Below are 25276 nucleotides of genomic sequence, written 5' to 3' on the forward strand. Positions count from 1 at the left end.
CCGTGCACGGTCATTCGCCGTCGGCGCTCGGCAGGCCTGCCAGGTTCTGCGTCCAGCGCAGCGCCGATCTGCACCACTTCTGCTGGCGAGGCACCAGCGCCTCGCGCTCGTCGATGCAGCCGACACGCAAGCCCAGCCCCACGCCGGGATGGTCGGCGTCCCAGGTGTAGAGCGGCGAGCCGCAGTTCGGGCAGAACGCCTGCGCCCGGCGCGTTCCGGCGTCGCCCCGCTTCACGTAGACGCGCGGCTCGCCGGACAGCAGCCGGAACGAGCCGTCCACCGCCGGCACCGACACGCGGTAGGCCGAGCCGGTCAGCCGCTGGCAGTCGGTGCAATGGCACAGGCCGGTTCGCTGCGGATCGACCGTCGCTTCGTAGCGGATGGCGCCGCAGTGGCAGCTAGCGTGGATGCGCATTTGGCCGCCCTACCGCTGCACCCGAAAGATCCCGCCCTTCTTGTAGCCCGCCTGTTCATGAAACAGGTCGAACAGGAACTGTTCCAGTTCATCGTCGGCCACGAACTCCGGGATCACGAAGTGGGCGGGTGCGCGCTTGCCATCGTTGCCCACCGCGAGCACCGACCAGCCGCCGCCGCTGCGCTCGATGTCGAAGAGGCCACCGAAGATGTTGAAGCGTTCGGACTTCATCAGCTCAGTCCTCCGGAAAGCGCGAGGCCCACAGGGCCGCGAGTCGCGGGTCGTTGTCCACGCGATGCACCGCCGGCGTCATGCGCGGCGCCACTTCGTGAAAGCGTTCGCGCCACGGCCCGAAGCGGGAGACGACGGCCACGTAAAGGTCAAGCACGGTCAACTCGTCCCCCAGCAGGTAGTCGCCGGGGTTGAGTTGCTCATCCATGTTGGCCCAGCAGAAGGCGATGCGCTCGTGCAGGGCCTCGATGACGGTGTCGCGGCAGGTCTCCGGCGCGCCAATGCGCTTCACGTCCGGCTTGATCCAGTGCAACGCGTAGATGGCCGACGACACATAGAGCATCCAGCGCAGGAACTGCCGCCGCAGCGGGTCGGTGGGCGCCGGTGCAAGGCCTGCCGCCGGGTCCAGGTCGCCGAGGTAGATCAGGATCGCCGCGCTCTCGGTCATGATCTCGCCGTCGGGCATGACCAGCGTCGGGATCTGGCGCATCGGGTTGCTCGTGGCCACGCGGTCCCGCGCGGCCTCCTCGGCCCAGGTGGCGCCTTCGATCAGCGTGTAGGGCAGGCCCAGCAGCGTCAATGCGGCTTCGATGGCGACGGCACCGGAGGCCTCGGCACCGTAGAGGGTCAGCGAATGGAGCGGGGCAGTCATGCGCGGTTCCGGTCGGGAGGACCTCGAAAGCCTAACGCGTCAAAGGGGCGTTGTCGCGGGTGTCCCACTTTTCGTGGCCCGGCGCGAAGTCAGCCACCGAGCAGCCCGATCAACTCCTTCGCAAAGGCCAGCGCTTCTTCCGGCGTCTCGAAATGCATCTCGTTGTTGAGTTCGTCCACGTCGCCGCCCGGGCCCTTGTGCACGACCGACCAGCCGCCCGCGCCGCCGTCGATGGCAAGGACGCCGAACTGGCCGGGTTCAAGATCCCGGGCGCTGCCGCCGGTGACGACGATGTCGCGGCCGAGGTGGGAGTGATAGCGTCGCATCCAACCCATTTTCGCGGAGACCCGAGATGAAAGCAGTCTGGAACGGCGTGACCATCGCCGAGAGCGACGACACGGTGGTGGTGGAGGGCAACCACTACTTCCCGGCCGAGTCGTTGAAGAAGGAGTACACGACCTTCTCCAACCACCGCAGCGGCTGCCCCTGGAAGGGCCAGGCGCAGTACCTGAGCCTGTTCGTCAATGGCGAGATGAATACCGACGCGGTCTGGTACTACGCCGACCCGCTGCCGGCGGCCGCGGAGATCAAGGGGCGCTACGCCTTCTGGAAGGGCGTCAAGGTTTCGGAATAGCGCCTGCGGGCCAAAGCGCCCACAGCCGCAACGGCTGCTTGGTGCGCCCGGCCTGTAGCGCGGCCTCGTCGCTCCAGCCCCAGAACAGGTCGGCGCGCACCGCGCCCAGGATGGCGCCGCCGGTGTCCTGCGCCAGAACCAGCCGGCGCAGCGGCGTGGGGGACAGCGGCTCGGTGCTGTCCAGCCAGAGCGGCGCGCCTAACGGAATGAAAGAGCGGTCGACAGCAACGGAGCGGCCCGGTGTCAGCGGCACACCCTGGGCGCCGCGTGGCCCCACCGTGACGTCCGGCAGGGCCTCCTCGCGAAAGTAGACGACGCGCGGGTTGACGGCCAGCGCATCGCGCACCTTGGCCGGGTTGCGGCGCGCCCACTCACTCAGCGCCGGCCAACTGGCGTCGCGCAGTTCGCCGCGGCCCAGCAGCGTGCGGGCGACGGATTGGAACGGCTGGTCGTTGTGACCGGCGAAGGCGACGCGGGTGATGCGCTCGGCGCCCGCAGCATCGCGCACGACCAGGCGGCCCGAGCCCTGGATCTGCAGTTGCAGCAGCGCGAAAGGATCATCGAGATAGGCGAGCTCCAGCGCGGCGAAGCGCGGATGCGCGTCGATGTCGCGGCGCGGCATGCGCCGCAGCACGGGGTCAGCCGGCAGCGCATGCAGCGGCCATTGATAGGCGCCCTGGCGCTGCCGGCTGGCGGCGAGCTGGGGCTCGAAATAGCCCGTCAGCAGGCCCGTCGCTTCGCCGTTGTCGGTTTGCAGCCGCCACGGGCGCAGATGCTTCATCAGCAGCAGCGCCGCCTCCATCGCATCGGCAGGTGGCTGCAGCGCCACACGTGCGCAGAACTCCGCCCAGCCGGGCGCGGGGCGCTGGCAACTGGCCAGCAAGGCCGGCCAGGCGGCGAGCAGATCGTCGCTGCCCCAGCCCGGCAGGTCCTGCCAGCCAACGGCGACCCAGCGCGCCGCGGCCTTCGGCGAAGCGGCCGTGACTGCCGGGTCGGGAGAAGGACTGGGCGGCTGCAGTGGCGGCGAGGAGCAGGCCGCCAGGCTTCCTAGAATCACCGCCAGCCCACCCCGCGCCCACAGACCCATGCTCCTCCTCCTGCTCGAAGCCCTCGGCGCGCTTGCGATCCTCGTGTTCATCGTCTGGTGGACCATGTTCTCGGGCCGCAAGAAGGGCGAGCGCAAGGACGACTGATCAACGGCGCGGCACCAAAAAGCTCATCGGCTGGCGCCGCAGCCGCGCGCGGATGGCCGCGTAGACGCGCTTGCGATCGGCCAGGCGAACGCCGCGCGAGCGCATCGCGACCTTGAAGGCGCAGAAGAAGCTGACGCCGACGTTGAGCATGCCGATGCCGAGGATGCACAGCACGCAGGACCAGAAGGCCCAGGTCGCCATGACGCCGACACCGAGCGCACCCACGGCCGCAGCGAGCTGACCGGTCGCGAGCGTCACGTGGCGCACATCCAGGTCCAGGCCGATGAAGCCGAGCAGCGGCGGCGCCAGGCCCAGCATCAGGCCGAGGCTGATATTGGCCGTCAGCCCGGAGATGTTGGCCCGCCACCAATGCGACCAGGCGCGCGCGCGCGCCTGGCCGACGGTACCGACGATGCGCGGATTCCAGGCGATGGCGCTGTCCAGGCGATGGAAGACGAACCAGTTCTCCACCCAACCCGCGATCAGGCTGGATGCGAACAGCAGCGTGCCGGTGAAGGCTGCGAACAGCAGCGAGGGGCCGAACAGGCTGAGCGAGTCCAGCACGTACTCGGCCTCCCGCTCGCCGACCAGCGGCATGCCGAAGGCGAACCAGCACAGCCCCTGCACGGCCAGCACCAGCGGCGCGACGACGCTGAGGTTGCCGATGACGCCGGCAACCTGCGAGCGCACGAGATGGGTCACCTCGTCGACGAAGCCGACCACGCCGTCATCCCGGTCGATGTAGAGCAGCCGGTCGGCCATGGCCGGCGCCGTCATGGCCGGCTGCTTGGTCGCCACCGTCCAGTGCAGCAGATGGATGAGGACGAAGCAAGACGCGTAGTTGACGCCGGCCCAGAAACCGCCCCAGAAGGCCGTGAAGCCCAGCAGCGCGATGGCGAACTTCAGGAAGGTGGTGCCGGCCAGCACGGCCCCGCCGCCGGCCGCGCGCCTGATCATGTCGCCGTACTCGCTGCGGCTGCGGGTGATGTAGTGCTCGCCGGTCTCGGCGCTGCGCTCGGCCACCTTGCGCGCCAGCAGCGAGTAATGGCGTGCGAACAGCGTGCGCAGGCTGCGCCGCTCGTGCACCACGCGCACCAGGCCGGCAATGAGCCGCAGCAGCTCGCGTTGCGGCTGCCTGGACAGCAGGCAGGCCAGCAGCGCCTCGATGCGGTCCAGCCGCGCGCCCAGCTGCTCCACCGAGAACATCAGGTCGACCGACACGCCATGCGCTTCCAGATGCGCCGGCACCGTCTGCGCGGCGGCGCGGCAGCGGTCCAGCAACGCGTGCAGGTACTGCATGGCCGGCGCCAGGCCGGCGGGGTCGCCCGTCAGCGCGCGCTCGACGGCCTCCCAGGCGGCGGGCAGCTTGTGAAAGGGCCGGTCCTGCAGCGTCAGCTCGTCCATGCGCACACGCAGTGAGCCGGACAGCCCCACCGCATGCACGCTGCTGACGAGCACGGTGACCGCGGCGCGCATCTCGACGCGCCAGCCGCCGTCGGGCGCGGTCGAGAACAGCAGGCTCAGCCGGGCCAGCAGCTCATCGTCGATGGCGGCGATCCAGTCCTCGTCGGTCTCATCGCCGAAGAGCAGCTCGAACAGTTCCGCGAGGTCGCGCGTGTCGGTGGTGGCCGGCAGCAGGCGGCGGCGCAGGCGGCCGAGGAATTCGCTCCACAGCGCCATGCGCGGCGCAAAGCCGACCTCGGCAAACAGCGCGACCGCGTCGACATCGTTCCAGACGCCGCCGATGACACCGGCAAACGCCGCGGCGTGCTCGGGGTGGCGCTCCAGCACATTCAGCAGGTGCTTGAGGCGGACGATGGGCCGCGGGGTGCCGAGTGCCTTGACGGCCTCCTCACGCGGCGCATGCCGCAGCCATTCGAGCAGGCGCACCAGCCACAGGTTGCGCTCAGCCAGCTGCGCCTGCGGGTCGGCCGCGTTCAGCAGCGCGGTGAGGTCCCAACTGCGACTGGTCAATTCCGGTCCTTGACTCTTTCGGGCCGAGCGCCGGGCCGCTCCCAAGCCGGCCCGTCCTGGCGATGTGCTTGTCGGTCGAGCCGGCAAGCATCGCCGTCCCCTCGGGGGACCGACCAAGGTAGGCCTTGGGCGAGGGGCTTCAATGCAAACTGGCGCTGTCGGCCAGGAGGAACTCGTCGACGTCGGTGAAGAAGATGTCGCAGGCCTCGGTGACGCACAGGAAGCGACCGCGCATCGTGCCTTGCGGCGTGCCGATCTGGGCCCAGGAGCTGTACTGGAAGCTCTGCCCGGGCGCCAGCACCGGCTGGTGGCCGACGACGGCCAGGCCGTCGACAACCTGCAGCTGGCCGCGCGCATCGGTGATCTCCCAGTGCCGGCCGATCAACTGGCCCAGCACGTCGCCGGTGTTCTCGATGGTGACGGTGTAGCTGAACGCATACAGGCCTTGCTCGAGATGGGTCTGCTCGGGCAGGGCCTGCACGACAACGCTGCAACTGAAACGGGGGTTCGCCATCAGGTGATTTTCGGCGCCGAAAGCTATGCTCGCCGCATGTTTTTTGGGAAGTCTGATCCTAAGTGCTCCGCGGTCTCTGGCTGCTGAGCGGGCTTTTGAGCCTTGCGGCGGCCGCAACAGCGCAGGAACTGCATCTGCGCACCGCCCAGCAGAGCGGCTCAACGGTCAAATACGACCCCGACGGCGGCGCGGCGCGGCCGGGCCTGTGCATGGAAGTGCTGCGTGCTGTCGAGCGGCTCGACCCAGGCCTGCGTTTCACGGGGCTGAATCAGCAGGTGCCCTTGAAGCGCGTGGAGCGCCTGCTGGCCGAGGGGCTGGTCGATGCCTTCTTCTGCCTGCTGAAGTCGCCCGAGCGCGAGAAGCAGTGGCGCTATGCCCCAGTGCCGCTGTACACCATCCGCCATGTCGTCCTGCAGCGCGCCGAGGATGCGCGCCACTTCGACGCCCTGCCAGATCTGGCCGCCGCCAGCCGCGACAAGCGCGTGCTGGTCATGCGCGGCACCGCATTGGCGCGCCGGCTCGTCGCCGGCGGGGTGTCCATTGCCGAGGTGGGCTCGGAGCGCGAGGCGCTGCAGATGCTGACGCTGGGCCGCGCCGATGCCATCTACGGCCAGGACATCAACCTGCTGCGTCATGTCAACGACAACCGGCTCGGCGACAAACTGAAGTTCGGCCGCACGGTCTTCCACGAGGAGCCGCAATACCTGGCGCTGCGCGCCGACCTGCCGGCTGCGCATGAAGAACGGCTGACGCAGGCACTGCGCCGGCTGGAACGCGACGGCACTTTGCGGCAGCTGGCCGAGAAATACCGCTCACCATGAAACCCCTGTACCTGCCCCCGGACGGCCGACCGCGCTGCGCCTGGTGCGCCGCCGCACCAGGCGACGAGACGTATCTGCGTTATCACGACGAGGAATGGGGCCGGCCGGTGGCCGATGACTTCCGCTTGTTCGAGAAGTTATGCCTGGAGGGCTTCCAGAGCGGCCTGTCGTGGCGGACCATCCTGAACAAGCGCGGAGCCTTCCGCGCGGCCTTTGCCGGCTTTGACTACAACCGCGTGGCGGGATTTGGCCAAGCCGATGTGAACCGCCTGCTGCTGGACGCCGGCATCGTGCGCCACCGCGGCAAGATCGAGGCCGCCATCCACAACGCGGCGCGCTGTGTGGAGCTGGTGGCGGCCGAGGGGTCGCTGGCGGCCTACCTGTGGCGCTTCGAGCCGCCGAAGAACTCCATCGCACACAACCTGTCGCAGTCGGCGCCCTCCGAGGCCCTGTCCAAGGACCTGAAGAAGCGCGGCTGGAAGTTTGTCGGCCCGACGACCATGCATGCCCTGATGCAGGCCATGGGCCTGATCAACGACCACCAGCCGGGCTGCCACCACTGGGCCGAAGCGCAGAAAGCGCGGGACGCCTTCACACGCCCGCGTTGAATGTCACTCCAAGGGTGCGCCGCGGCTTCGGGCCGAGCGCCGGGCCGCTCCCAAGCCGGCCCGTACGGCGATGTGCTTGCGGCTCGATGCCGCAAGCATCGCCATCCCCTCGGGGGATCGACCAGGCGCGCCCGCGTTCAGCGTGGCGCGACTGGGCGAGGGGCCTCACTTCGGCATGATGACGCTGTCGATCACGTGAATGACGCCGTTGTCGGCGGCGATGTCGGTGGCCGTCACCTTGGCGTTGTCGACCATGACACCGCCGCTGGTCGACACGGTCAGCTCACTGCCCTGAACGGTCTTGACCTTGCCGGCCTTGACGTCCTTGGCCATGACCTTGCCCGGCACGACGTGGTAGGTCAGCACGGCGGTCAGCTTGGCCTTGTCCTTCAGCAGCGCGTCGAGGTCGGCCTTGGGCACCTTGGCGAAGGCGGCATCCGTGGGCGCGAAGACGGTGAACGGGCCGGGGCCCTTGAGCGTGTCCACCAGACCGGCCGCTTGCAGCGCGGTGGCGAGGGTCTTGAAGTTGCCTGCGCCAACGGCGGTATCGACGATGTCCTTGGCTTGGGCGGCCAGGGCGGTCAGGGAGAGCAGGCTCACGGCGATCAGTTTCTTCATGGAAAGCTCCTAGGGAGGGTTGGGGAACGGGGGGATGGGTAGAAAAGCCCGATCAGGGGCGGGGCAGGATCACGGTGTCGATGAGATGGACAACGCCATTGCTGGTCAGCACGTCGGTGGCCGTGATGGCGGACTTGCGGCCGCGGGCATCGGTGATGGCGAGCGTGGCGTCAACGGTGAAGGTCTGGCCCTGCACGGTCGTGATCGCTGCTCCCACCGGCACGTCGGCCTTCAGCACGCGGGACGGCAGCACGTGGTAGGTCAGCACCTGGGTCAGCAGCGGCTTGTTGGCAAGCAGCTGTTGCTTGGTGACGCCCAGTTCGGTGAGCAGCTTCGCGAACGCGCTGTTCGTGGGCGCGAAGACGGTGAACGGGCCGGTGCCGCTGAGCGTGCTGACGAGATCGGCGGCGACGACGGCCTCGACCAGGATGCTGAGGTCGGGCACGGCCTGCGCGGTCTGCACGATGTTGAGGTTGGCCGGCAGCAGCACGCGGTCGACGACATGGATGATGCCGTTGCGGGCCATGATGTCGGTGCCCGTGATGCGCGCCTGGCGGTTGCGGCCATCGGTGACGACGAGGTCATTGCCGACCTTGTCGACCTTGAAGATGCCGCCCTGCAGCGGCGTGATCGGCTTGCCGAGTGGCACCGAGGCCTGCGGCACGCTGGCACCCAGCACGTGGTACTGCAGCACCGTGCGCAGCAGCGGCTTGTCGGCCAGCAGCTGGGCCTTGCTGACACCGAGTTCGGTCAGCAGTGCCGCGAAGGCGACGTCCGTTGGTGCCAACACGGTGAAGGGCCCCGCCTCGGACAGCGGGCCGGCCAGATCGGCCGCCACCACCGCCTCGGCGAGGATGCTGAAACGGCTGTCGTTCTGGGCGACCTCGACCACGGTCGGCTCGGGGTCGCTGCCGCCACAGCCGGCCAGAACACCTGCGAGCAAGGCGGCGGCGAGACCGCGCCACAAGGTTTGCAAACTCATTTCGTCTCCTTTCGGGGTGAGTGAAACCAGCACACCCCGCTGGGCGCGCTGACAAGACATCGGTGGGGAATGGGAAAAGGGGCTGCTCAGTCGTCGGGCGGTAGCAGCACCTCGTCCAGGCAATGCAGCACGCCGTTGCTGCAGCTCAGGTCGCTGCCCGGCGCCAGCGGCAGCAGCAGGTCACCGCTGCGCAGCAGGCCCAGGGCGCTCCACTGAAGCGTCTGCCCGGCCAGCGTGTGCATCGCGCCGCTCCATGGCAGTTCACTGCTCGGCAGGCGCCCCGGCAGCAGATGGCGCGACAGCAGCCGGGTCAGCAGGGCCCGGTCAGCCCACAAGGCGGCAGGGCTGAGGCCGAGCCGCGCGGCGGCTCGTGCCAGCCCGCGGGACGACGGCGCCAGCACGGTGAACGGCCCATTGCAGTTCAGCAGCGCGGCCAGGCCGGTGTATTCAAGCGCCGTGGCAAAGCGCCGCCGGCTGGGGTCGGCCGCGATGCGATCCCACAGCGTGGCGACAACGGGCTGAAGCGCTCGGTCGACCACCTGCACCCGCAGCCCGGCCTGCTCGCCAGCCCGGCCGACCTGGCGCACCACCCGGCCGGCGCTGTCACGCCACTGCCGCGGCGCTTCTCCCGGTCGCAGCAACTGGCCGTCCAGCATCTGCAGCAGGCCGCCGCTGCGCGCGTCGTCCACGCTGAGGTGACGCAGCAGCCAGTGCTGCAGCTCGTTGCGCGGCAGCTCGCCCGGCACCACGCCCGCCTCGCGCAAGGCCTCGTCACTGGGCGCCAGCAGCGTCAATCCGCCCGCCGCCAACCCCGGGCCTTGCAACCGCGCGGCGGCCAGCACCGGCGCCAGCCACTGCGCGGACGGCAGCGGCGACGCACCGGCAGCGCCCGGGGGCAGCAGGTGACGATGTCGCACGGGATTCAACAGTTGCAACCAGTCCAGCATGGCGCAGACCTCGCAAAAAACTCAACAGGCTTAAATATGAACTTATCAGTTCATTCCGTCAACCATGTGGTTTATTTTGCGAATGCATCAGGCTTATGCATACCAAACAGTGCGGAGATGCCTGCGCCGGTTTTACAATTGGCCACATGACTCGCCCCCGCTTCCGTGAACAGGTGCTGCTGGCACGCGAGGAGGCCATCATTGCCTCCGTGGACCGACTGCTTGCCGAGAGAGGCTTCGAGGCCATGACGGTGGACGCCGTGGTGGCCGATGTCGGCATCGCCAAGGCCAGCCTCTACAAGCACTTCACGTCCAAGGAAGAGCTGGCCGCCGCGGCGATGGTGCGCGTGCTGGACCGGGCGCTGGACGAGCTGGCACGCTTGCGCGCGCTGCCGTTGAATGCCTTGGGGCGTCTGGAGGCGGTGGCGCGCTGGTGCTACGAGCAGCAGATTGCCGGCCAGATGCCGGTGCTGCCGGCACAGAACTCGACGCTGCGCGCAGCGCTCACGCAGGACAAGGCCTACATGGACAGGCTGATGCAGCTGTCCGACGAATTGGGCGGCTGGATCGTCGAAGCCCAGCGCGAGCGCCATATCGACGCCGCGCTGCCGCCCGAGCTGGTGCTCTACACGCTCTTCGCCCGCGCCTGCGATCCGGTGCTGGCGGTCATGCGCGCCGGCGGCACGCACAGTGACGAGCAGATCGTCGGCTGGCTGGTGCAGACGTGGCTGAAGGGCCTGGCTGCCTAGCCGGCGCCGGTCGCGCTCCTAGAATCCGCGGCCATGGCCGCCCCCGACTACCGCATTGCCCCCAGCCTGCTGTCCGCAGATTTCGCCCGCCTGGGCGAGGAAGTGAAGGCGGTGCTTGCCGCCGGCGCCGACTGGATCCACTTCGACGTGATGGACAACCATTACGTGCCCAACCTGACCTTCGGGCCGATGATCTGCGAGGCGCTGCGCAAGCATGCGGTCAAGCCCGACGGTTCGCCAGCGCTGCTGGACGTGCACCTGATGGTGCAGCCCGTCGACAGCCTGGCCCAGGCCTTCTGCCGCGCGGGTGCGGACCTGGTGACCTTCCACCCCGAGGCCAGCGCCCATGTGGATCGCACGCTGCAGTTGATCAAGGGCGAGGGCAAGCAGGCCGGCCTGGTGTTCAACCCGGCCACGCCGCTGGACGTGCTGGAGTGGGTCATCGACAAGGTGGACCTCGTCATGCTGATGAGCGTGAACCCGGGCTTCGGCGGGCAGAGCTTCATCCCGTCCGCGCTGTCCAAGTTGAAGAAGGTGCGCGAGATCATCGACAAGAGCGGCCGCGACATCCGCCTGGAGATCGACGGCGGCGTGAAGGTGGACAACATCCGCGAGATCGCCGCGGCGGGCGCCGACACCTTCGTCGCGGGCTCGGCCATCTTCGGCAAGCCCGACTACAAAGCGGTCATCGACGCGATGCGCACAGAACTTGCGAGAGGCTAAGCCATGGCCGCCATCCTGCTCGTCTGCACCGCCAACATCTGCCGCTCGCCGATGGCCGAGGCCATCTTCAAGGCCAAGCTGGGTGACGTGTTCAAGACCATCACGTCGGCCGGCGTGCATGCCGACCCCCGCGGCGGCCCGGTGGACGCGCGCGCCGCGGCGGCGCTGGCGCGCCACAACTACAGCGTCGAGCGCAAGTGGCGCTCGCAGCGGGTGCAGCCCGAAAACTTCGGCCAGTACGACCTCGTGCTGGTGATGGAGACCGAGCACGCCGATGCCCTGCGCAAGAAGGCGGCCCCCGAGCACCACGCCAGGATCCAGCTGCTGACCGACTTCGTGCCCGAGCTGGCCGGCGAAGACGTGCCCGACCCCTACTTCGGCCCGGTCGCCGGCTTTGACGTCGTCATCGGCATGCTCGAACGCGCCGCCCAGCGGCTGCTGGCCGAAAGCCGCGAGGGGCGGCTCAAGCTGGGCTGATCAGGCCTTCAGCGCGCGCGCCAGGCGCGCACCCACCACCGCGTTGTGCTTGACCAGCGCGATATTGGTGGCCAGGCTTCGGCCGCCCGTCAGCGCCTTGATGCGCGCCAGCAGGAAGGGCGTGATCGCCTTGCCGACGATGCCCTGGGCATCGGCCTCGGCCAGCGCCTGAGCCGTGATCGCGTCGATCTCCTCGCGCGGCATGGCCTGGGCGGCCGGCACCGGGTTGCTGACGACGACGCCACCGTCCAGGCCCAGCGTCCACTTCGCGCGGATGAAGCGCGCCTGCTCGGCCGCATCGTCCATGCGGAAGTCGGCTTTCATCCCGCTGTCGGGCGTGAAGAAGGCAGCAAAGTTGTCCTGGCCGACCGACAGCACCGGCACGCCGTGCGTCTCCAGGTACTCCAGCGTCAGGCCGAGGTCGAGGATGGACTTGGCACCCGCACAGACGACGGCGACCGGCGTGCGGGCCAGCTCCTGCAGGTCGGCCGAGATGTCGAAGCTTTCGGCGCCGCCGCGGTGCACGCCGCCGATGCCGCCGGTCACGAAGACCTCGATGCCGGCCAGGTGGGCGCAGATCATCGTCGCAGCCACCGTGGTCGCGCCGAGCTTGCCGGTCGCGATGGCGAACGGCAGGTCGCGGCGGCTGAGCTTCATCGCGTCGGGCGCCTGGGCCAGCTGCTGCAGCTCGGCATCGGTCAGTCCGACGCGGATGCGGCCGCCGATGACGGCAATGGTGGCGGGCACGGCGCCTTCGATGCGGATGACGTCCTCGACCTCGCGCGCCGTCTCCAGGTTCTGCGGCCAGGGCATGCCGTGGGCAATGATGGTCGATTCCAGGGCCACGATGGGCTGGCCCTGCGCACGGGCGGCCGCCACTTCGGGCGAGAGTTGGATCAGTGGGTTCATCGGTCTTCCAGAAAACTCGGGTTCAGTTCGGCGTGCACGCTGTCCTCGGTCTGCAGCGTCAGCGCCGCCAAATCCAGGCCCAGGCGGGCGGCGGCATCGAAGTCGTCGCAGTCGCGCAGCAGCGCCGCGCAGACGCCGGCCGACAGCGCGTCGCCCGCGCCGGTCACGTCGACAACGTGGACCTGCGGTGCCGGCCAATGGCGCGGTGCATGCTCGCGCTCGCTGAGCAACAGGCCGTCGGCACCCTTCGAGACCAGCACGCAGCCGACGCCGCGCGCATGCAGTGCGTCGAAAGCCGTGTTGGCGTCGGCGGCGATGGTGGCCAGCTCGCCCATGTTCATGACGAGCAGGTGCAGGCCGTCCAGTCGCTCCGGCAGGCGCTCCATCTTGGCCTCGGACACCGCCACGCCCACCAGCGGGATGCCGCTGGCGCGGGCTTCGCCGAGCAACAGCGGCCAGGCGTCGGTGGGCAGGTTGCCGTCGGCGACGACCAGCGCGGCGCCAGCGCGCAGCGCCTTGCTGGCCTCCAGGGCCCAGGGGTTCAGGCTTTCGACCAGCGGCATCGAGGCCAGGCCGAGTTCCAGGCTGCCGTCGGGCGCCAGCACGGCGGTGTAGCTGTCGCTGGCGTGGCGGCGCAGGCGGATGACGGCGCGCGTGTCGATGCCGACGGCGGCGGCATGTTCCAGCAGCATGCGGCCGCCGGCGTCGTCGCCCACGGCAGCGACGAGGGCCACGGGCAAGCCCAGGCGCGCCAGGTTCTCGGCCACGTTGCGCACGACGCCGCCGGGCGTCTCATGTGATTCGCAGGGGTTGGACGAGCCCTGCAGGGAATTCGACAGCAGCTTGAGCTTGCGGTCGATGTTGAGGCCGCCGATGCAGACGATGGGGGCGGCAGATGTGCTCATCGCCCGATTCTAGGAAGCCTGGCCTGCGGCCCACTCGGCCATGGCCTCGGCCAATGCCTGCACGACCTGCGCATCCGTTCGCCCGCTGCGCGCCCGCACATGGAAGGCGTGGTCCGCGTCGTCCTCGACACGCAGCACGGCCCGGTCGCCCAGGCGCCGCACGACACCCTCCAGCAAGTCCAGCGCCGCCAGCTCATCCCGCGTGCCCTGCAGGAACAGCATCGGCACCCGCACGTCATCCAGGTGCGCGGCCCGCTCGATGCCCGGCTTGCCGGCCGGATGCAGCGGAAAGCCGACGAACATCAGCCCGCGCACACCGGGCATCGGCGCCGCGGCCTGGGCCTGCGAGGTCATGCGGCCGCCAAAGGACTTGCCGCCGGCGAACAGCGGCGTGTCGGGCAGGCGGTCGCGCGCGGTCGCCACGGCGCCGCGCACCGCCGCTTGGGCGACTGCGGGGCTGTCAGGCCGTTTGGAACCGCGCTCCATGTAGGGAAACTGGTAGCGCAGCGTGGCGACCGACTCGCCGTGCAGGGCCTGCGACAGCGCCGCCATGAAGCTGTGGTGCATGCCGGCACCGGCGCCGTGGGCGAACACATAGGCCGCCCGCGGCCGTTGCGGTTCCAGCCACAACGCTGATACGGCGGTGTCGTCGTCGACCTTTAGCTTGAGGGGCTGCGCTTCGCTCATGGGGCGAGCTTAGTGCGCTAGAGTCGCCCGCGGTGCGGCGCCAAGCCGCCCACGTCGCTCGGACGGTTCCGGGCGCTTACGTACATCGACATGACTTCCTCCTCTTCCGCCTCCGGCGGCAAGCGCCGTTTCGCGCGCATCGACCGCCTCCCGCCCTACGTCTTCAACATCACCGCCGAGCTAAAGCTCGCGGCCCGCCGACGCGGCGAAGACATCATCGACATGAGCATGGGCAACCCCGACGGGGCCACGCCGCCGCACATCGTCGCCAAGCTCGCCGAAGTTGCGCAACGACCCGACACGCACGGCTACTCGGCCAGCAAGGGCATCCCTCGACTGCGCCGCGCGATTTCGCACTGGTACCAGCGCCGCTATGGCGTCGCCATCGACCCCGATCACGAGGCCATCGTCACCATCGGCTCCAAAGAGGGCCTGGCCCACCTGATGCTGGCCACGCTGGACCGCGGCGACACCGTGCTGGTGCCCGACCCGAGCTACCCCATCCACATCTATGGCGCCGTCATCGCGGGCGCCGACATCCGCGCCATCCCGGTCAGCAGCGAGGTCGACTTCTTCGCCGAGCTGGAGAAGACCATCCGCGGCAGCTACCCCAAGCCCAAGATGATGGTGTTCGGCTTCCCGTCGAACCCGACCGCGCAGTGCGTGGAGCTGGCCTTCTTCGAGCGTGTCATCGCGCTAGCGAAGAAGCACGACATCCTCGTCGTGCACGACCTCGCCTATGCCGACATCGTCTTCGACGGCTTCGTCGCGCCGTCCATCATGCAGGTGCCCGGCGCCAAGGACGTGGCGGTCGAGTTCTTCACGCTCAGCAAGAGCTACAACATGGCCGGCTGGCGCGTCGGCTTCATGGTCGGCAATGCCGATCTCGTCGCCGCGCTGGCGCGCATGAAGAGCTATCACGACTACGGCACCTTCACGCCGCTGCAGGTGGCCGCCATCGCGGCGCTGGAGGGCGATCAGCAGTGCGTGCACGACATCGCCGCGAGCTATCAGCGCCGCCGCGACGTGCTCTACAAAGGCCTGATCGAAGCGGGCTGGGCAGTGGACTGCCCCAAGGCCAGCATGTACATCTGGGCGCGCATCCCCGAGCCCTACCGGGAGCTCGGCTCGCTGGAGTTCGCCAAGCAATTGCTGGAGAAGGCCAAGGTCTGCGTGTCACCCGGCATCGGCTTCGGCGACCACGGCGACGGCCATGTGCGCTTCGCGCTGATCGAGAACGAGTCGCGCATCCGCCAGGCGGTGCGGGGGATCAAGGCGATGTTCAAGGCGGATGGGCTGATGAAAGCCTAGGAACCGACGTTCCGGCTTTGCCACAGCTGCAGCCCGCCGACCGCCAGCACATGGTCTTCCCAGCCTTCCAGGCCCGAGACGACCAGCATGCCCACACGCCCCTTGCCGCGGATCATCAGCGGCACGGCGCCGCCCTCGGCGCGGAACAGCTCCGGGTCCAGCCCCGTGTCCTTGTTGAAGTCCACGCCACGCTCGATGAACTGCTGCCGAACCATCCACGAGCTGTGGCCGAAGCGGCGGGCGACGTTCTTTTTCTTGTTGACCCAGTCGGCATTCCCGGCCGTCGTGCCGTCCATGAAATAGACGAACAGCGGGTGGGTTTCCGTCTCGATGTGGATGGCGATGGGCCGGCCCGGAAACCATTCCAGCGACAGCGCGAGGATGGCCTGGCCGATGGCCATCGCGTCCGCCGCGTTGAGGCGGTCGAAGACGAGGGCAGCTTCCTGTGCCGCACAGGCGGCGGCGGTCTGCGGGGCTTTCAGTTTCTTGTCCATGCGTGTGTGTGCAGCTTGCGGAACGGCCGATGCCGGATAGTAGTGAGCCGTGGTTTCATGACGTGATCAAGCGAATGCCCTTGCCCTCCTCGCACTTCCAACCGCCCATGCAGGCCTGCATGCTTGACCTGGACGGCACGCTCGTCGACACCCTCGGTGACTTCGTCGCCGTGCTCGGCTTGACGCTGGCCGACCTGGGCTTGCCGGCCGTGCCACGCGATTTCATCGAGCACACCATCGGCCGCGGCGGCGAGCACCTGGTGCGCATGACGCTGGCCGAGGCCGGGGGCGAAGCCGCGCAGTTCGACCGCGCCTGGGCGCTCTATCAACAGCACTACGCGGCTGTGAACGGGGAGCACGCGGCCGTCTATCCGGGCGTCATCGAAGGGCTGGAGCTGCTGCACTCAATGGACCTGCCCCTGGCCGTGCTGACCAACAAGCCCGCCGCGCCGGCGCGCGAGCTGCTGCGCCGCAAGGGGCTGGACGGCTACTTCCGCCACGTCTTTGGCGGCGACGACTTCCCGCGCAAGAAGCCCGACCCACTGCCGCTGCTCAAGACCTGCGAGGCGCTGGGCACGCCACCGTCAGCCACCTGGATGGTGGGCGACTCGCGCAATGACGCCCAGGCCGCTCACGCAGCGGCTTGTCCGTTGATCCTGGTGACCTATGGCTACAACCACGGTGAAGACATCCGCGCCGTGCCGGCCCTGCAGCATGTGGACCGGCTGGACCACCTTCGACTCGGCTGACGGGGCCCTTTCCTGCGGGCCGAGCGCAGGGCCGCCCCAAGCCGTCCCACCGCGCGATGTGCGAGCGGCTCAACGCCGCGAGCATCGCCGTCCCCACGGGGGCTGAGCCCGGACACAGGCGCACCCAGTGGGCGCGCTGTGCCTGCCGCAGCGCGGCCTGCAAGACCGACCAGGCCCGCTCGCGTTCAGCGACGCAGGGCTGGGCGAGGGGCTCACATTTCAGCGGCGCGCCTTCTTGATGCCCAGCAAGGCATCCTTGAGGTTGTCGTCGGCAGGCTTGTCGCCCAGCCAGATGCGCAACAAGGCGGTGAAGAACTCCGGCTCCTTGATGGGCTCAGGCATCACGGACTTGCCGTTCAGCAACAGCGTCGAACCCAGGCCGGGCACGTAGTCGACGGAGAAGTTGTCGCCGCTGTTGAGTTGCTTGCGGCTGGCGAAGATCTCGCTGAGTTTGAGCACGCCGTTGATGGACTTGACGAATTCGTCGCGCGGCGCGTTGGCTTCCATGCCCTTGACGAAGAGCTTGCCCAGCTCGTTGCCGTCGATGTCGCGCAGCATCTGGATGTGGATGCGCTTGGGGCCGGGCGCCGCCAGCACCTCGGCCGTCGTGCCAGCCTTGCTCGTCAGGTACAGCCCCGCCGTGTAGACCTTGACGACGAACTTGTAGCGGATGCCGGCGCCATTGAGCTGCAGCTTCTGGCCCGCCAGGTCCAGTGCTGGCTCGTATTTGACGTTGGCCACCTCGACCGCTTGCGCCCAGGTACTGCCCCCGCCCAGACTGCCCACGGCCACCAGGGCCGCGACGATGAATGCGCGCATATCTCGCTCCGTTATCGTGCCGCGATGGCGGCATCTTCGTGAGCCGAAGTATGGCGCGTGAAGGCCAAAAACCCGCTGATACACTGACCCGATCATGTTCATCACGCGGAAGTACATCACGGGGTCGAGCGACCGGGGAGCCTGGCCCTGGCGTCGCTGGTTCACCGCCGACTGATGCTGCTTGGCGCGCCCTGACGCGCTTTTTCCCGCGTTGCCCGTTCTCCACCGGGCTGCACGCCAAGCCCTGAAACTTGTCTTTTCAAGGTTTGTGTCGTGATCACTGAACTCGAATTCCAGAGCCTCGCCGCCGAGGGCTACAACCGCATCCCGCTGATCAGCGAGGCCTTTGCGGATCTCGAAACTCCGCTGTCCCTCTACCTCAAGCTTTGCGCGCCCGGCTCGGGGCCGTGCCGCAACAGCTTCCTGCTCGAATCCGTCGTCGGCGGCGAGCGCTTCGGGCGCTACTCCTTCATCGGCCTGCCGGCGCGCACGCTGATTCGCGCGACCGGTCAGCATTGCGAGGTGTTGACCGATGGCGCCATCGTCGAGACGCACGAGGGCAACCCGCTCGATTTCATCGCCGCCTACCAGGACCGCATCAAGCCGCGCATCCCCGCCGGTCTGCCGCGCTTCTGCGGAGGCTTGGCCGGCTACTTCGGCTACGAGGCCGTGCGTGCCATCGAGAAGCGCCTGGACCGCGATCACAAGGGCGAGTCCCTCGGTACGCCTGACATCGTGCTGCTGCTGTCCGAGGAAGTCGCTGTCATCGACAACCTGTCGGGCCGGCTCTACCTCATCGTCTGGGCCGACCCGCGCCAGCCCGAGGCCTACTTCCGCGCCAAGAAGAAGCTCTCGCAGTTGCGCGACAAGCTGACCTACTCGGTCAGCGTGCCCAAGGTCCAGCGGTCCGAGTCGCATGCGCCGACACGCGCCTTCGCCAAGGCCGACTACCTAGCCGCCGTCGCGAAAGCCAAGGACTACATCGCCGCCGGCGACCTGATGCAGGTGCAAGTGGGCCAGCGCATCGCCAAGCCCTACAAGGCCGAACCCATTGCGCTGTACCGGGCGCTGCGGGCGCTGAACCCCAGCCCCTATATGTACTTCTACGACCTGGGCGACTTCCAGATCGTCGGCGCCAGCCCCGAAATTTTGGTGCGCGAGGAGCACGCCAGCGACGGCAGCCGCAAGGTGACGATCCGGCCGCTGGCCGGCACCCGCCCGCGCGGCGCGACGCCCGAGCGGGACATCGAACTGGAAGCCGAACTGCAGGCCGATCCCAAGGAGCGCGCCGAGCACCTGATGCTGATCGACCTGGCGCGCAACGACATCGGCCGCATCGCCCGCACCGGCAGCGTCAAGGTGACGCAGGCCTTCACCATCGAGCGCTACTCGCACGTCATGCACATCGTCTCCAACGTCGAGGGCGTGTTGCGCCCCGAGGTCGGCCAGCTCGACGTGCTGAAAGCCACCTTCCCCGCCGGCACGCTGACGGGCGCGCCCAAGGTGCGGGCGATGGAGCTCATCGACGAACTGGAGCCCGTGCAGCGCGGCATCTATGGCGGCGCCTGCGGCTACCTGAGCTTTGCCGGCGACATGGACCTGGCGATTGCGATCCGCACCGGCATCATCAAGAACGGCATGCTCTACGTGCAGGCGGCGGCGGGTGTGGTGGCCGACTCGGTGCCTGAGCTGGAATGGCAAGAAACAGAGGCCAAAGCCAGAGCGCTCTTGCGCGCCGCTGAACTCGTCGAGGAGGGCTTCTAAATGCTGCTGATGATCGACAACTACGACAGCTTCACGTTCAACCTCGTCCAGTACTTCGGTGAACTCGGCGCGGACGTGAAGGTCGTGCGCAACGACGAGATCACGGTGGCCGAGATGGCCGCGCTGAACCCGGATCACATCGTCTTCTCGCCCGGCCCCTGCACGCCCAACGAGGCGGGCGTCTGCGTGGAGGCCATCCAGCATTTCATCGGCAAGAAGCCGCTGCTCGGGGTGTGCCTGGGCCACCAGGCCATGGGCCAGGCCCTCGGCGGCAAGATCATCCGCGCGCAGCGCCAGATGCACGGCAAGGCCAGCACGCTGACGACAGACCAGCGTGGCGTCTACACCGGCCTGCCCAAGGAGTTCTCGGTGATCCGCTATCACTCCCTCGTCATCGAGGAAGCGACCTGCCCGGCGGTGCTGGAGATCACGTCGCGCAGCGAGGACGGCGAAATCATGGGCGTGCGCCACCGCGAGCTGGCCGGCACGGCCACGCCGCTGGAAGGCGTGCAGTTCCACCCCGAGTCCATCCTCAGCGAGCATGGGCACGCGATGCTGCGCAACTTCCTGGAGTTGAGGCCATGAGCGACTACGCGCCCGGCTCGGGCGGCAGCGGCGGGGATGCCGTGGTTGACCTGCGCAGCGACACGGTTACCAAGCCGACGCGAGCCATGCTGGAAGCCATCGCCGCCGCCAAAGTCGGCGACGACGTCTTCGGCGACGACCCGACCGTCAACGCCCTGCAGGAGCGCGTCGCCGCCCTGCTCGGCAAGGAAGCCGCCCTCTTCATGCCCAGCGGCACGCAGAGCAACCTCTGCGCGCTGCTCGCCCATTGCGGCCGCGGCGACGAGTACATCGTCGGCCAGCTCGCCCATACCTACCGCTACGAAGGCGGAGGCGCGGCGGTGCTGGGCGGCATCCAGCCCCAGCCACTGAACAACCAGCCCGACGGCACGCTCAAGCTCGACGACATCGCCGCCGCGATCAAGCCCGACGACCCGCACTTCGCGCGCACGCGGCTGCTGGCGCTGGAGAACACCTGGGGCGGCCAGGTGCTGTCCACGCAGTACACCAATGCCGCCTGTGAGCTGGCTCATTCGCGCGGCCTCGCCACGCACCTGGACGGCGCCCGCCTCTTCAACGCCGCGGTCGCCTCGGGCCGCAGCGTGGCGGACCTGGCGCGGGCCTTCGACTCGGTCTCCATCTGCTTCAGCAAGGGTTTGGGCGCGCCCATCGGCTCCATGCTGGTCGGTTCGCGCGAGCTGATCGCCAAGGCGCACCGCTCGCGCAAGATGCTCGGCGGCGGCCTGCGCCAAGTCGGCCTGCTGGCCGCGGCGGCCGACCATGCGCTGACGCATCACGTGGCACGGTTGGCCGATGACCATGCGCTGGCCAAACGGCTGGCCGAGGGTCTGGCGGCGCTGCCCGGTGTCACGGTCACGCCACCGCAGACGAATATCGTCTTCGCCCAGATCAGTGACGGCCGCACGCCCGCCCTGTTGGAACACCTGAAATCGCGCGGCGTGCTGGCGACCGGCCTCATCGGGCTGCGTTTCGTCACGCACCTCGATGTCGACGCGGCCGGCATCGACCATGCCATCGCCGCAGCGCGCAAATTCCTGGAGGCCTGATCGTGTCGACGTCCACCTTGCTGATCTCGCTCTTCGAGCAGAAGGCCGCCATTGATCGCGAGTTCTTCGCGGCGCTGGCCGGCGCGCCGTTGTCGCCCGAGAACCGCCACATTGCCATCCGCACGCTCAACCACATCCACACGGTGGACCGCATCTTTGCGGCCCACCTGCGCGGCGAGCCGCACGGCCTCAAGGCCAGCAACACCGTGGACACGCCGACGCTGGAACAGCTGCGCGCCGCCGTCGAACGGGTGGACGGTTGGTACGTCGACTACGTGCGCGCACTGCGCCCGGAGCAATTCGAGGAAGTGCTGAGCTTTCGGTTCACCGACGGCGACGCCGGCCGCATGAGCCGCGAGGAAATCCTGGCCCATGTCATCCATCACGGCAGTCATCACCGCGGCAACGTCGGCATGCTGATGAAGCAGATCGACCAGGCACCGCCGCGCGACCTGTTCACCCGTTACCTGCATCAACACGAGCCCGCGCGCCGCTCGATCTGAGGTCTGACCATGGCAATCACCGACAACGAAGCCCTGACCCGCGTCATCGAGCACCGCGAGATCTTCCACGACGAGATGCTGACGCTGATGCGCCGCATCATGGCTGGCGAGATGTCGCCCGTCATCGCCGCCGCGCTGCTGACCGGCCTGCGCGTGAAGAAGGAAACCATCGGCGAGATCACCGCCGCAGCGCAGGTCATGCGCGAGCTGTCCAACAAGGTGCCGCTGGGACCGCTGCCGCACCTCGTCGACGTCGTCGGCACCGGCGGCGATGGCGCCCACAGCTTCAACATCTCGACCTGCTCGATGTTCGTCGCGGCTGCGGCCGGCGCGCAGGTCGCCAAGCATGGCAACCGCAGCGTCAGCAGCAAGACCGGCAGCGCCGACGTGCTGGAGGCGCTCGGCGCCAACATCCAGCTGTCGCCGCGTGCCGTGGCGGCCTGCCTGGACGAATGCGGCATCGGCTTCATGTTCGCGCCCAACCACCACCCGGCGATGAAGAACATCGCGCCGGTGCGCCGCGAACTCGGCGTGCGCACCATCTTCAACATCCTCGGCCCGCTGACCAACCCGGCCGGCGCGCCCAACATCCTGATGGGCGTTTTCCACCCCGACCTCGTCGGTATCCAGGTGCGCGTGCTGCAGCGCCTGGGCGCCGAGCATGCGTTGGTGGTCTACGGCAAGGACGGCATGGACGAGATCTCGCTGGGCGCGACGACGCTGGTCGGTGAGCTCAAGGACGGTGCGGTGCGTGAGTACGAGATCCACCCCGAGGACTTCGGCATGGCCATGGCCAGCAACCGCAGCCTCAAAGTCGAGAACCCCGAGCAGTCGCGCGAGATGCTGGTCGGCGTGCTCGACGGCAACCCGGGCCCGGCGCGCGACATCGTGCTGCTGAATGCCGGCGCGACGCTGTACGCCGCCAACGTGGCGCCGACCTTGGCCGATGGCATCGCCCGCGCCCGGGCGGCGCTGGACAGCGGCGCGGCGCGGGCCAAGCTCGATGCCTTCGTCAAGCAAACCCAGCATTTGGGGAAAAGTTGATGAGCGATATCCTGAACCGCATCGTCGAGGTCAAGTGGGAAGAGATCTCGGCCGCCAAGCTCAGGCGTTCGCTGGCCTCGCAGCGTGAAGAGGCCGAAGCCCGCAAGGCCGAGCGCCTGGGCTTCGAGCGCTCGCTGCGCGCCAGCATCGCAGCGGGCCGCGCCGCCGTCATCGCCGAGATCAAGAAGGCCAGCCCCAGCAAGGGCGTGCTGCGCGAGGACTTCAAGCCCGGGCTGATTGCCGAGAGCTACGCCCGCAACGGCGCGGCCTGCCTGTCCGTGCTGACCGACGAGCGATTCTTCCAGGGCTCCGCCGCCTATCTGCGCGAGGCCCGCACCGCCTGCGAGCTGCCGGTGCTGCGCAAGGACTTCATGGTCGACGAGTACCAGGTCATGGAAGCCGGCGCGATGGGTGCCGACTGCATCTTGCTGATCGCCGCCTGCCTGGCCGACTCGCAGATGGCCGACCTCGAAGCCGCGGCGCATGCACTGGGCATGGATGTGCTGGTGGAAGTGCATGACGGTGATGAACTCGACCGTGCGCTGAAGCTGAAGACGCCGCTGGTCGGCATCAACAACCGCAACCTGCGCACCTTCGACGTGACGCTGGACACGACGCTCGGCCTGCTGCCGCGCGTGCCGGCCGACCGGCTGCTGGTGACGGAATCCGGCATCCTCGGCGCGGCGGACGTGCAGCGCATGCGCGACGCCAACGTGCACGCCTTCCTCGTCGGCGAGGCCTTCATGCGTGCGCCCGACCCGGGTCAGGCGCTGGCCAACTTGTTCGCGTGATGACGCCCCTCGCCCAATCTCGCATCGCTGAACGCGGGCGAGTCTGGTCGGTCCCCCGAGGGGACGGCGATGTTTGCGGCATCGAGCCGCAAGCACATCGCCCGGCGGGCCGGCTTGGGAGCGGCCCGGCGCTCGCCCCGCAAGTTTCACAGGACCACTGATATGCGGCTGCCGCTTCAGCTGCCCGACACCGACTGGCGCCCCGCCGTCGAGGCCTGGGCGATGTCACCGGCCGGGCAGCGGCTGCAGTCGTTCCTCGCCGAACGTCAGGCCGCCGGCGCGACCATCTACCCGCCCGAGCCGCTCCGGGCGCTGACGCTGACGCCGCTGTCACAGACCCGCGTCGTCATCCTCGGCCAAGACCCGTACCACGGCCCTGGCCAGGCCGAGGGCCTGAGCTTCAGCGTGCCGCCCGGCGTGCCACTGCCGCCCAGCCTGCGCAATATCTTCAAGGAAATCCAGCGCGACCTCGACAAGCCCTTCCCGCCCAATGGCAGCTTGGTGCGCTGGGCCGAAGGCGGCACGCTGTTGCTGAATGCGGTACTCACCGTGGAAGACGGCCAGCCCGCCTGCCACGCCAACAAGGGCTGGGAGGCGCTGACAGACGCCCTCATCAAGACGGCCGCCGAAGACGCCGCCCCCAAGGTTTTCATGCTGTGGGGCGCCTACGCCCAGGCCAAGGCGCCACTGATCGATGCGGCCCGGAAGGATCACCTCGTGCTCAAGGCCAACCACCCGTCGCCGCTGTCGGCGCTCAAGCCGCCGCGCCCCTTCATCGGCTGCGGGCATTTCTCGACCGCCAAGGCCTGGCTGGAAGAGCGCGGCCGCGGCGCGCCTCGCAAGGCCTGAGCCGTCTTGACGGCGGCGGATTGTTCCGCTGCAAGCAACTCGCCGTTCTGCTGCGCCCGCTTTTTCCCGCGGCCTGCAATTCATAAAGTGACAACCTGTCGGCACACCCTTTGCGGTGCCGGCCAGGAGAGTCACCATGAACAACAGCACCCGGTCCTTTTTCTCGCTGATCACCGCCGCGACCGCCGTCACCGCGCTGGCGGCCGGGCTGATGCTGGCGATCAGCGCGCCCGCGCCGGCGACCGAGGATTTCAGCCCGGCGGTGGTGGCCAGCGCAGCGACCGACGAGGTTTAAGCCGACAGGCCGCAACGCACCTTCATGCCGGCCGTCGATGACTGGCCGAGCAGTTCCACCACCCAGTCAACGAAGACGCGCAGCTTGCTGCTGAGGTGGCGGTTGGGCGGATAGACGACGTGCACGGGGATGGCGTCGCACTGCCAATCCTCCAGGATCCGCAGCAGGGCACCGCTCTTGATCAGCGGCGCAGCCATGAAGCAGGTCAGCTGCATGACGCCCAGGTGGGCCAGGCCCGCATTGAGATAACCACTGGCGTCGTTGACGGCGATGACATGGTTGCCGACGACGTCCACCACCTCGTCGTCACGCCGGAAGCTGTCCGGCAGCAGCTTGCCGCTGCGCGCCGAGAAATACCCAACCATGCGATGCGGCGATTGACCCAGCTCCAGCGGGTGGGCCGGCGTGCCGTGGCGGCGCAGGTATTCGGGCGTGGCGCAGGTGACCATGTGGAACTCGCCGATGCGGCGCGCCACCAGGCTCTGGTCGGTCAGCTCGCCGCCGCGGATGACCGCGTCGATGTTGTCGCTGATCAGGTCGACCGTGCGGTCGCTGACACCGAGTTCGATCTGGATGTCCGGGTAGCGGGCATAGAAATCCGGCAGCGCCGGGATGATCATTTCCCGGCCCACCACGCCCGGCACATCGATGCGGATGCGCCCACGCGGTGTCACCCGCGCCTGGCTCATGCTGCCTTCGAGTTCCTCCAGATCGCCCAGCAGGCGCATCGCGCGCTCGTAGTACGCAGCGCCGTCGGGCGTGACCGTCACGCGGCGCGTCGTGCGGTTCAGCAGCTTGGTGCGCAGATGGCCTTCCAGCGTCTGGATGAGGCGGGTGACGGTGGCCTTGGGCAGGTCCAGCGAGTCGGCCGCCTTCGTGAAGGTGCCAGCCTCGACGACCCGGACATAGGCTTGCATAGCGGAGAGTCGATCCATGCGCTGATTGTTCCAGGTTGGGGAAAAGTGATTCGCTTTCGTCCCCGTTTAT

General features: G+C 68.4%; 32 protein-coding genes. 16 read left to right on the top strand and 16 right to left on the bottom strand.

The annotated features are described in order from the left end of the window. Positions 1 to 10: 10 nt before the first annotated feature. From ASC81_RS11440 to ASC81_RS11455, 4 genes are all read right to left on the bottom strand, one after another. Positions 11 to 415, bottom strand: coding sequence for a GFA family protein (locus ASC81_RS11440; protein ID WP_056266774.1), 405 nt, complete (start codon positions 413 to 415; stop codon positions 11 to 13). 9 nt (positions 416 to 424) lie between these two features. Beyond that, positions 425 to 646: a hypothetical protein gene (locus ASC81_RS11445; RefSeq protein WP_056266778.1), complete on the bottom strand. Its 222-nt coding sequence runs from the start codon at positions 644 to 646 to the stop codon at positions 425 to 427. A 4-nt stretch (positions 647 to 650) separates the two neighbouring features. Then, positions 651 to 1298, bottom strand: coding sequence for a glutathione S-transferase family protein (locus ASC81_RS11450; RefSeq protein WP_056266780.1), 648 nt, complete (start codon positions 1296 to 1298; stop codon positions 651 to 653). Positions 1299 to 1387: 89 nt separating this feature from the next. Beyond that, positions 1388 to 1624 carry a hypothetical protein gene (locus ASC81_RS11455; RefSeq protein WP_156392009.1) on the bottom strand — a complete coding sequence of 79 codons (237 nt, stop codon included), beginning with the start codon at positions 1622 to 1624 and terminating at the stop codon, positions 1388 to 1390. Positions 1625 to 1650: 26 nt separating this feature from the next. On the opposite strand from ASC81_RS11455, the gene ASC81_RS11460 reads away from it, so the two are divergent. After that, positions 1651 to 1932, top strand: a complete 282-nt coding sequence (locus ASC81_RS11460) for a DUF427 domain-containing protein (protein WP_056266784.1) — start codon at positions 1651 to 1653, stop codon at positions 1930 to 1932. Here ASC81_RS11460 and ASC81_RS11465 read toward each other — a convergent pair. The 3 genes from ASC81_RS11465 to apaG all read right to left on the bottom strand — a co-directional run bounded on the left by ASC81_RS11465 (position 1916) and on the right by apaG (position 5613). Then, entirely contained in the window at positions 1916 to 3019 is a 1104-nt protein-coding gene (locus tag ASC81_RS11465; protein ID WP_056266787.1) for a murein transglycosylase A, read from the bottom strand. The genes ASC81_RS11460 and ASC81_RS11465 overlap by 17 nt on opposite strands. Before the next feature lie 106 nt (positions 3020 to 3125). Then, complete coding sequence (locus ASC81_RS11470; protein WP_056266789.1) at positions 3126 to 5099, bottom strand: site-specific recombinase; 1974 nt, start codon at positions 5097 to 5099, stop codon at positions 3126 to 3128. A gap of 139 nt (positions 5100 to 5238) precedes the next feature. After that, on the bottom strand, positions 5239 to 5613 hold the full coding sequence (apaG, locus tag ASC81_RS11475; RefSeq protein WP_056266792.1) for a Co2+/Mg2+ efflux protein ApaG: 375 nt from the start codon (positions 5611 to 5613) through the stop codon (positions 5239 to 5241). Positions 5614 to 5675: 62 nt separating this feature from the next. Here apaG and ASC81_RS11480 point away from each other — a divergent pair, with 62 nt between their 5' ends. Beyond that, the gene (locus tag ASC81_RS11480; RefSeq protein WP_056266795.1) at positions 5676 to 6434 is read left to right on the top strand and encodes an ABC transporter substrate-binding protein; all 759 of its coding nucleotides are present in this window, start codon (positions 5676 to 5678) and stop codon (positions 6432 to 6434) included. Further along, positions 6431 to 7042: a DNA-3-methyladenine glycosylase I gene (locus ASC81_RS11485; protein ID WP_056266797.1), complete on the top strand. Its 612-nt coding sequence runs from the start codon at positions 6431 to 6433 to the stop codon at positions 7040 to 7042. Before ASC81_RS11480 ends, ASC81_RS11485 begins: the two co-directional genes overlap by 4 nt. A gap of 165 nt (positions 7043 to 7207) precedes the next feature. Here the strand turns inward: ASC81_RS11485 and ASC81_RS11490 are convergent, their stop codons facing one another. The 3 genes from ASC81_RS11490 to ASC81_RS11500 form a co-directional block, all read right to left on the bottom strand. Continuing rightward, positions 7208 to 7660 carry a fasciclin domain-containing protein gene (locus ASC81_RS11490; RefSeq protein ID WP_056266800.1) on the bottom strand — a complete coding sequence of 151 codons (453 nt, stop codon included), beginning with the start codon at positions 7658 to 7660 and terminating at the stop codon, positions 7208 to 7210. A 52-nt stretch (positions 7661 to 7712) separates the two neighbouring features. Further along, complete coding sequence (locus ASC81_RS11495) at positions 7713 to 8642, bottom strand: fasciclin domain-containing protein (RefSeq protein WP_056266803.1); 930 nt, start codon at positions 8640 to 8642, stop codon at positions 7713 to 7715. A gap of 86 nt (positions 8643 to 8728) precedes the next feature. Then, entirely contained in the window at positions 8729 to 9589 is an 861-nt protein-coding gene (locus ASC81_RS11500; protein ID WP_056266805.1) for a fasciclin domain-containing protein, read from the bottom strand. Between the two features lie 146 nt (positions 9590 to 9735). Between ASC81_RS11500 and ASC81_RS11505 the strand changes: the two genes are divergently transcribed. The 3 genes from ASC81_RS11505 to ASC81_RS11515 are packed head-to-tail and all read left to right on the top strand — an operon-like array spanning position 9736 to position 11538. Next, positions 9736 to 10338 (top strand): TetR/AcrR family transcriptional regulator, encoded by a 603-nt coding sequence (locus tag ASC81_RS11505; protein ID WP_056266809.1) that lies wholly within the window; start codon positions 9736 to 9738, stop codon positions 10336 to 10338. Between the two features lie 33 nt (positions 10339 to 10371). Next, a complete protein-coding gene (rpe, locus tag ASC81_RS11510) occupies positions 10372 to 11061 on the top strand; it encodes a ribulose-phosphate 3-epimerase (protein ID WP_056266812.1) in 690 nt (229 codons plus the stop codon). A 3-nt stretch (positions 11062 to 11064) separates the two neighbouring features. After that, a complete protein-coding gene (locus ASC81_RS11515) occupies positions 11065 to 11538 on the top strand; it encodes a low molecular weight protein-tyrosine-phosphatase (protein ID WP_056266815.1) in 474 nt (157 codons plus the stop codon). Here the strand turns inward: ASC81_RS11515 and ASC81_RS11520 are convergent, their stop codons facing one another. The 3 genes from ASC81_RS11520 to ASC81_RS11530 are packed head-to-tail and all read right to left on the bottom strand — an operon-like array spanning position 11539 to position 14039. Beyond that, positions 11539 to 12447 (bottom strand): pseudouridine-5'-phosphate glycosidase, encoded by a 909-nt coding sequence (locus ASC81_RS11520; protein ID WP_056266818.1) that lies wholly within the window; start codon positions 12445 to 12447, stop codon positions 11539 to 11541. Next, positions 12444 to 13352: a carbohydrate kinase family protein gene (locus ASC81_RS11525; protein WP_056266821.1), complete on the bottom strand. Its 909-nt coding sequence runs from the start codon at positions 13350 to 13352 to the stop codon at positions 12444 to 12446. Before ASC81_RS11525 ends, ASC81_RS11520 begins: the two co-directional genes overlap by 4 nt. 9 nt (positions 13353 to 13361) lie before the next feature. Beyond that, positions 13362 to 14039, bottom strand: coding sequence for an alpha/beta family hydrolase (locus tag ASC81_RS11530; protein WP_056266824.1), 678 nt, complete (start codon positions 14037 to 14039; stop codon positions 13362 to 13364). A gap of 90 nt (positions 14040 to 14129) precedes the next feature. Between ASC81_RS11530 and alaC the strand changes: the two genes are divergently transcribed. Next, positions 14130 to 15350, top strand: a complete 1221-nt coding sequence (alaC, locus tag ASC81_RS11535; protein WP_056266828.1) for an alanine transaminase — start codon at positions 14130 to 14132, stop codon at positions 15348 to 15350. Here alaC and ASC81_RS11540 read toward each other — a convergent pair. Continuing rightward, entirely contained in the window at positions 15347 to 15844 is a 498-nt protein-coding gene (locus ASC81_RS11540) for a heme-binding protein (protein ID WP_056266831.1), read from the bottom strand. The genes alaC and ASC81_RS11540 overlap by 4 nt on opposite strands. 119 nt (positions 15845 to 15963) lie before the next feature. Between ASC81_RS11540 and ASC81_RS11545 the strand changes: the two genes are divergently transcribed. After that, positions 15964 to 16593, top strand: a complete 630-nt coding sequence (locus ASC81_RS11545) for an HAD-IA family hydrolase (RefSeq protein WP_369820852.1) — start codon at positions 15964 to 15966, stop codon at positions 16591 to 16593. A 219-nt stretch (positions 16594 to 16812) separates the two neighbouring features. On the opposite strand, the gene ASC81_RS11550 is transcribed toward ASC81_RS11545, so the two are convergent. Then, positions 16813 to 17412, bottom strand: a complete 600-nt coding sequence (locus ASC81_RS11550; protein ID WP_056266838.1) for a chalcone isomerase family protein — start codon at positions 17410 to 17412, stop codon at positions 16813 to 16815. A gap of 273 nt (positions 17413 to 17685) precedes the next feature. On the opposite strand from ASC81_RS11550, the gene trpE reads away from it, so the two are divergent. The 8 genes from trpE to ASC81_RS27000 all read left to right on the top strand — a co-directional run bounded on the left by trpE (position 17686) and on the right by ASC81_RS27000 (position 24289). Then, positions 17686 to 19176, top strand: coding sequence for an anthranilate synthase component I (gene trpE, locus ASC81_RS11555; RefSeq protein ID WP_056266840.1), 1491 nt, complete (start codon positions 17686 to 17688; stop codon positions 19174 to 19176). Then, a complete protein-coding gene (locus ASC81_RS11560) occupies positions 19177 to 19761 on the top strand; it encodes an aminodeoxychorismate/anthranilate synthase component II (RefSeq protein WP_056266843.1) in 585 nt (194 codons plus the stop codon). Next, positions 19758 to 20807 carry a low-specificity L-threonine aldolase gene (gene ltaE / locus ASC81_RS11565; protein ID WP_056266846.1) on the top strand — a complete coding sequence of 350 codons (1050 nt, stop codon included), beginning with the start codon at positions 19758 to 19760 and terminating at the stop codon, positions 20805 to 20807. Before ASC81_RS11560 ends, ltaE begins: the two co-directional genes overlap by 4 nt. A gap of 2 nt (positions 20808 to 20809) precedes the next feature. Next, positions 20810 to 21310, top strand: a complete 501-nt coding sequence (locus tag ASC81_RS11570) for a DinB family protein (protein ID WP_056266848.1) — start codon at positions 20810 to 20812, stop codon at positions 21308 to 21310. A gap of 9 nt (positions 21311 to 21319) precedes the next feature. Then, complete coding sequence (trpD, locus tag ASC81_RS11575; protein ID WP_056266851.1) at positions 21320 to 22354, top strand: anthranilate phosphoribosyltransferase; 1035 nt, start codon at positions 21320 to 21322, stop codon at positions 22352 to 22354. Next, positions 22354 to 23145 carry an indole-3-glycerol phosphate synthase TrpC gene (gene trpC, locus ASC81_RS11580; RefSeq protein WP_056266852.1) on the top strand — a complete coding sequence of 264 codons (792 nt, stop codon included), beginning with the start codon at positions 22354 to 22356 and terminating at the stop codon, positions 23143 to 23145. Before trpD ends, trpC begins: the two co-directional genes overlap by 1 nt. A 162-nt stretch (positions 23146 to 23307) precedes the next feature. Next, positions 23308 to 23994 (top strand): uracil-DNA glycosylase, encoded by a 687-nt coding sequence (locus tag ASC81_RS11585; RefSeq protein WP_056266855.1) that lies wholly within the window; start codon positions 23308 to 23310, stop codon positions 23992 to 23994. A gap of 136 nt (positions 23995 to 24130) precedes the next feature. Beyond that, the gene (locus ASC81_RS27000) at positions 24131 to 24289 is read left to right on the top strand and encodes a hypothetical protein (RefSeq protein ID WP_156392011.1); all 159 of its coding nucleotides are present in this window, start codon (positions 24131 to 24133) and stop codon (positions 24287 to 24289) included. On the opposite strand, the gene ASC81_RS11590 is transcribed toward ASC81_RS27000, so the two are convergent. Continuing rightward, on the bottom strand, positions 24286 to 25224 hold the full coding sequence (locus ASC81_RS11590; protein ID WP_056266857.1) for a LysR family transcriptional regulator: 939 nt from the start codon (positions 25222 to 25224) through the stop codon (positions 24286 to 24288). The genes ASC81_RS27000 and ASC81_RS11590 overlap by 4 nt on opposite strands. Positions 25225 to 25276 lie beyond the last annotated feature (52 nt).

Source organism: Pelomonas sp. Root405 (assembly GCF_001425165.1).
In the GTDB taxonomy this organism is placed as follows: Bacteria; Pseudomonadota; Gammaproteobacteria; order Burkholderiales; family Burkholderiaceae_C; genus Pelomonas.

Bases quoted from the DNA above. Each gene is read 5' to 3' on its own strand.
- trpC (WP_056266852.1), top strand. From the start codon at position 22,354: ATGAGCGATATCCTGAACCGCATCGTCGAGGTCAAGTGGGAAGAGATC.
- ASC81_RS11490 (WP_056266800.1), bottom strand. From the start codon at position 7,660: ATGAAGAAACTGATCGCCGTGAGCCTGCTCTCCCTGACCGCCCTGGCC.
- ASC81_RS11545 (WP_369820852.1), top strand. From the start codon at position 15,964: ATGCTTGACCTGGACGGCACGCTCGTCGACACCCTCGGTGACTTCGTC.
- trpD (WP_056266851.1), top strand. From the start codon at position 21,320: ATGGCAATCACCGACAACGAAGCCCTGACCCGCGTCATCGAGCACCGC.
- ASC81_RS11440 (WP_056266774.1), bottom strand. From the start codon at position 415: ATGCGCATCCACGCTAGCTGCCACTGCGGCGCCATCCGCTACGAAGCG.
- ASC81_RS11520 (WP_056266818.1), bottom strand. From the start codon at position 12,447: ATGAACCCACTGATCCAACTCTCGCCCGAAGTGGCGGCCGCCCGTGCG.
- ASC81_RS11455 (WP_156392009.1), bottom strand. From the start codon at position 1,624: ATGCGACGCTATCACTCCCACCTCGGCCGCGACATCGTCGTCACCGGC.
- ASC81_RS11540 (WP_056266831.1), bottom strand. From the start codon at position 15,844: ATGGACAAGAAACTGAAAGCCCCGCAGACCGCCGCCGCCTGTGCGGCA.
- ASC81_RS11515 (WP_056266815.1), top strand. From the start codon at position 11,065: ATGGCCGCCATCCTGCTCGTCTGCACCGCCAACATCTGCCGCTCGCCG.
- ASC81_RS11460 (WP_056266784.1), top strand. From the start codon at position 1,651: ATGAAAGCAGTCTGGAACGGCGTGACCATCGCCGAGAGCGACGACACG.
- ASC81_RS11525 (WP_056266821.1), bottom strand. From the start codon at position 13,352: ATGAGCACATCTGCCGCCCCCATCGTCTGCATCGGCGGCCTCAACATC.
- ASC81_RS11500 (WP_056266805.1), bottom strand. From the start codon at position 9,589: ATGCTGGACTGGTTGCAACTGTTGAATCCCGTGCGACATCGTCACCTG.
- ASC81_RS11485 (WP_056266797.1), top strand. From the start codon at position 6,431: ATGAAACCCCTGTACCTGCCCCCGGACGGCCGACCGCGCTGCGCCTGG.
- ASC81_RS11560 (WP_056266843.1), top strand. From the start codon at position 19,177: ATGCTGCTGATGATCGACAACTACGACAGCTTCACGTTCAACCTCGTC.
- ASC81_RS11505 (WP_056266809.1), top strand. From the start codon at position 9,736: ATGACTCGCCCCCGCTTCCGTGAACAGGTGCTGCTGGCACGCGAGGAG.
- rpe (WP_056266812.1), top strand. From the start codon at position 10,372: ATGGCCGCCCCCGACTACCGCATTGCCCCCAGCCTGCTGTCCGCAGAT.
- ASC81_RS11590 (WP_056266857.1), bottom strand. From the start codon at position 25,224: ATGGATCGACTCTCCGCTATGCAAGCCTATGTCCGGGTCGTCGAGGCT.
- apaG (WP_056266792.1), bottom strand. From the start codon at position 5,613: ATGGCGAACCCCCGTTTCAGTTGCAGCGTTGTCGTGCAGGCCCTGCCC.
- ASC81_RS11550 (WP_056266838.1), bottom strand. From the start codon at position 17,412: ATGCGCGCATTCATCGTCGCGGCCCTGGTGGCCGTGGGCAGTCTGGGC.
- ASC81_RS11495 (WP_056266803.1), bottom strand. From the start codon at position 8,642: ATGAGTTTGCAAACCTTGTGGCGCGGTCTCGCCGCCGCCTTGCTCGCA.
- ASC81_RS11585 (WP_056266855.1), top strand. From the start codon at position 23,308: ATGCGGCTGCCGCTTCAGCTGCCCGACACCGACTGGCGCCCCGCCGTC.
- ASC81_RS27000 (WP_156392011.1), top strand. From the start codon at position 24,131: ATGAACAACAGCACCCGGTCCTTTTTCTCGCTGATCACCGCCGCGACC.
- ASC81_RS11450 (WP_056266780.1), bottom strand. From the start codon at position 1,298: ATGACTGCCCCGCTCCATTCGCTGACCCTCTACGGTGCCGAGGCCTCC.
- ASC81_RS11530 (WP_056266824.1), bottom strand. From the start codon at position 14,039: ATGAGCGAAGCGCAGCCCCTCAAGCTAAAGGTCGACGACGACACCGCC.
- ltaE (WP_056266846.1), top strand. From the start codon at position 19,758: ATGAGCGACTACGCGCCCGGCTCGGGCGGCAGCGGCGGGGATGCCGTG.
- alaC (WP_056266828.1), top strand. From the start codon at position 14,130: ATGACTTCCTCCTCTTCCGCCTCCGGCGGCAAGCGCCGTTTCGCGCGC.
- ASC81_RS11465 (WP_056266787.1), bottom strand. From the start codon at position 3,019: ATGGGTCTGTGGGCGCGGGGTGGGCTGGCGGTGATTCTAGGAAGCCTG.
- ASC81_RS11445 (WP_056266778.1), bottom strand. From the start codon at position 646: ATGAAGTCCGAACGCTTCAACATCTTCGGTGGCCTCTTCGACATCGAG.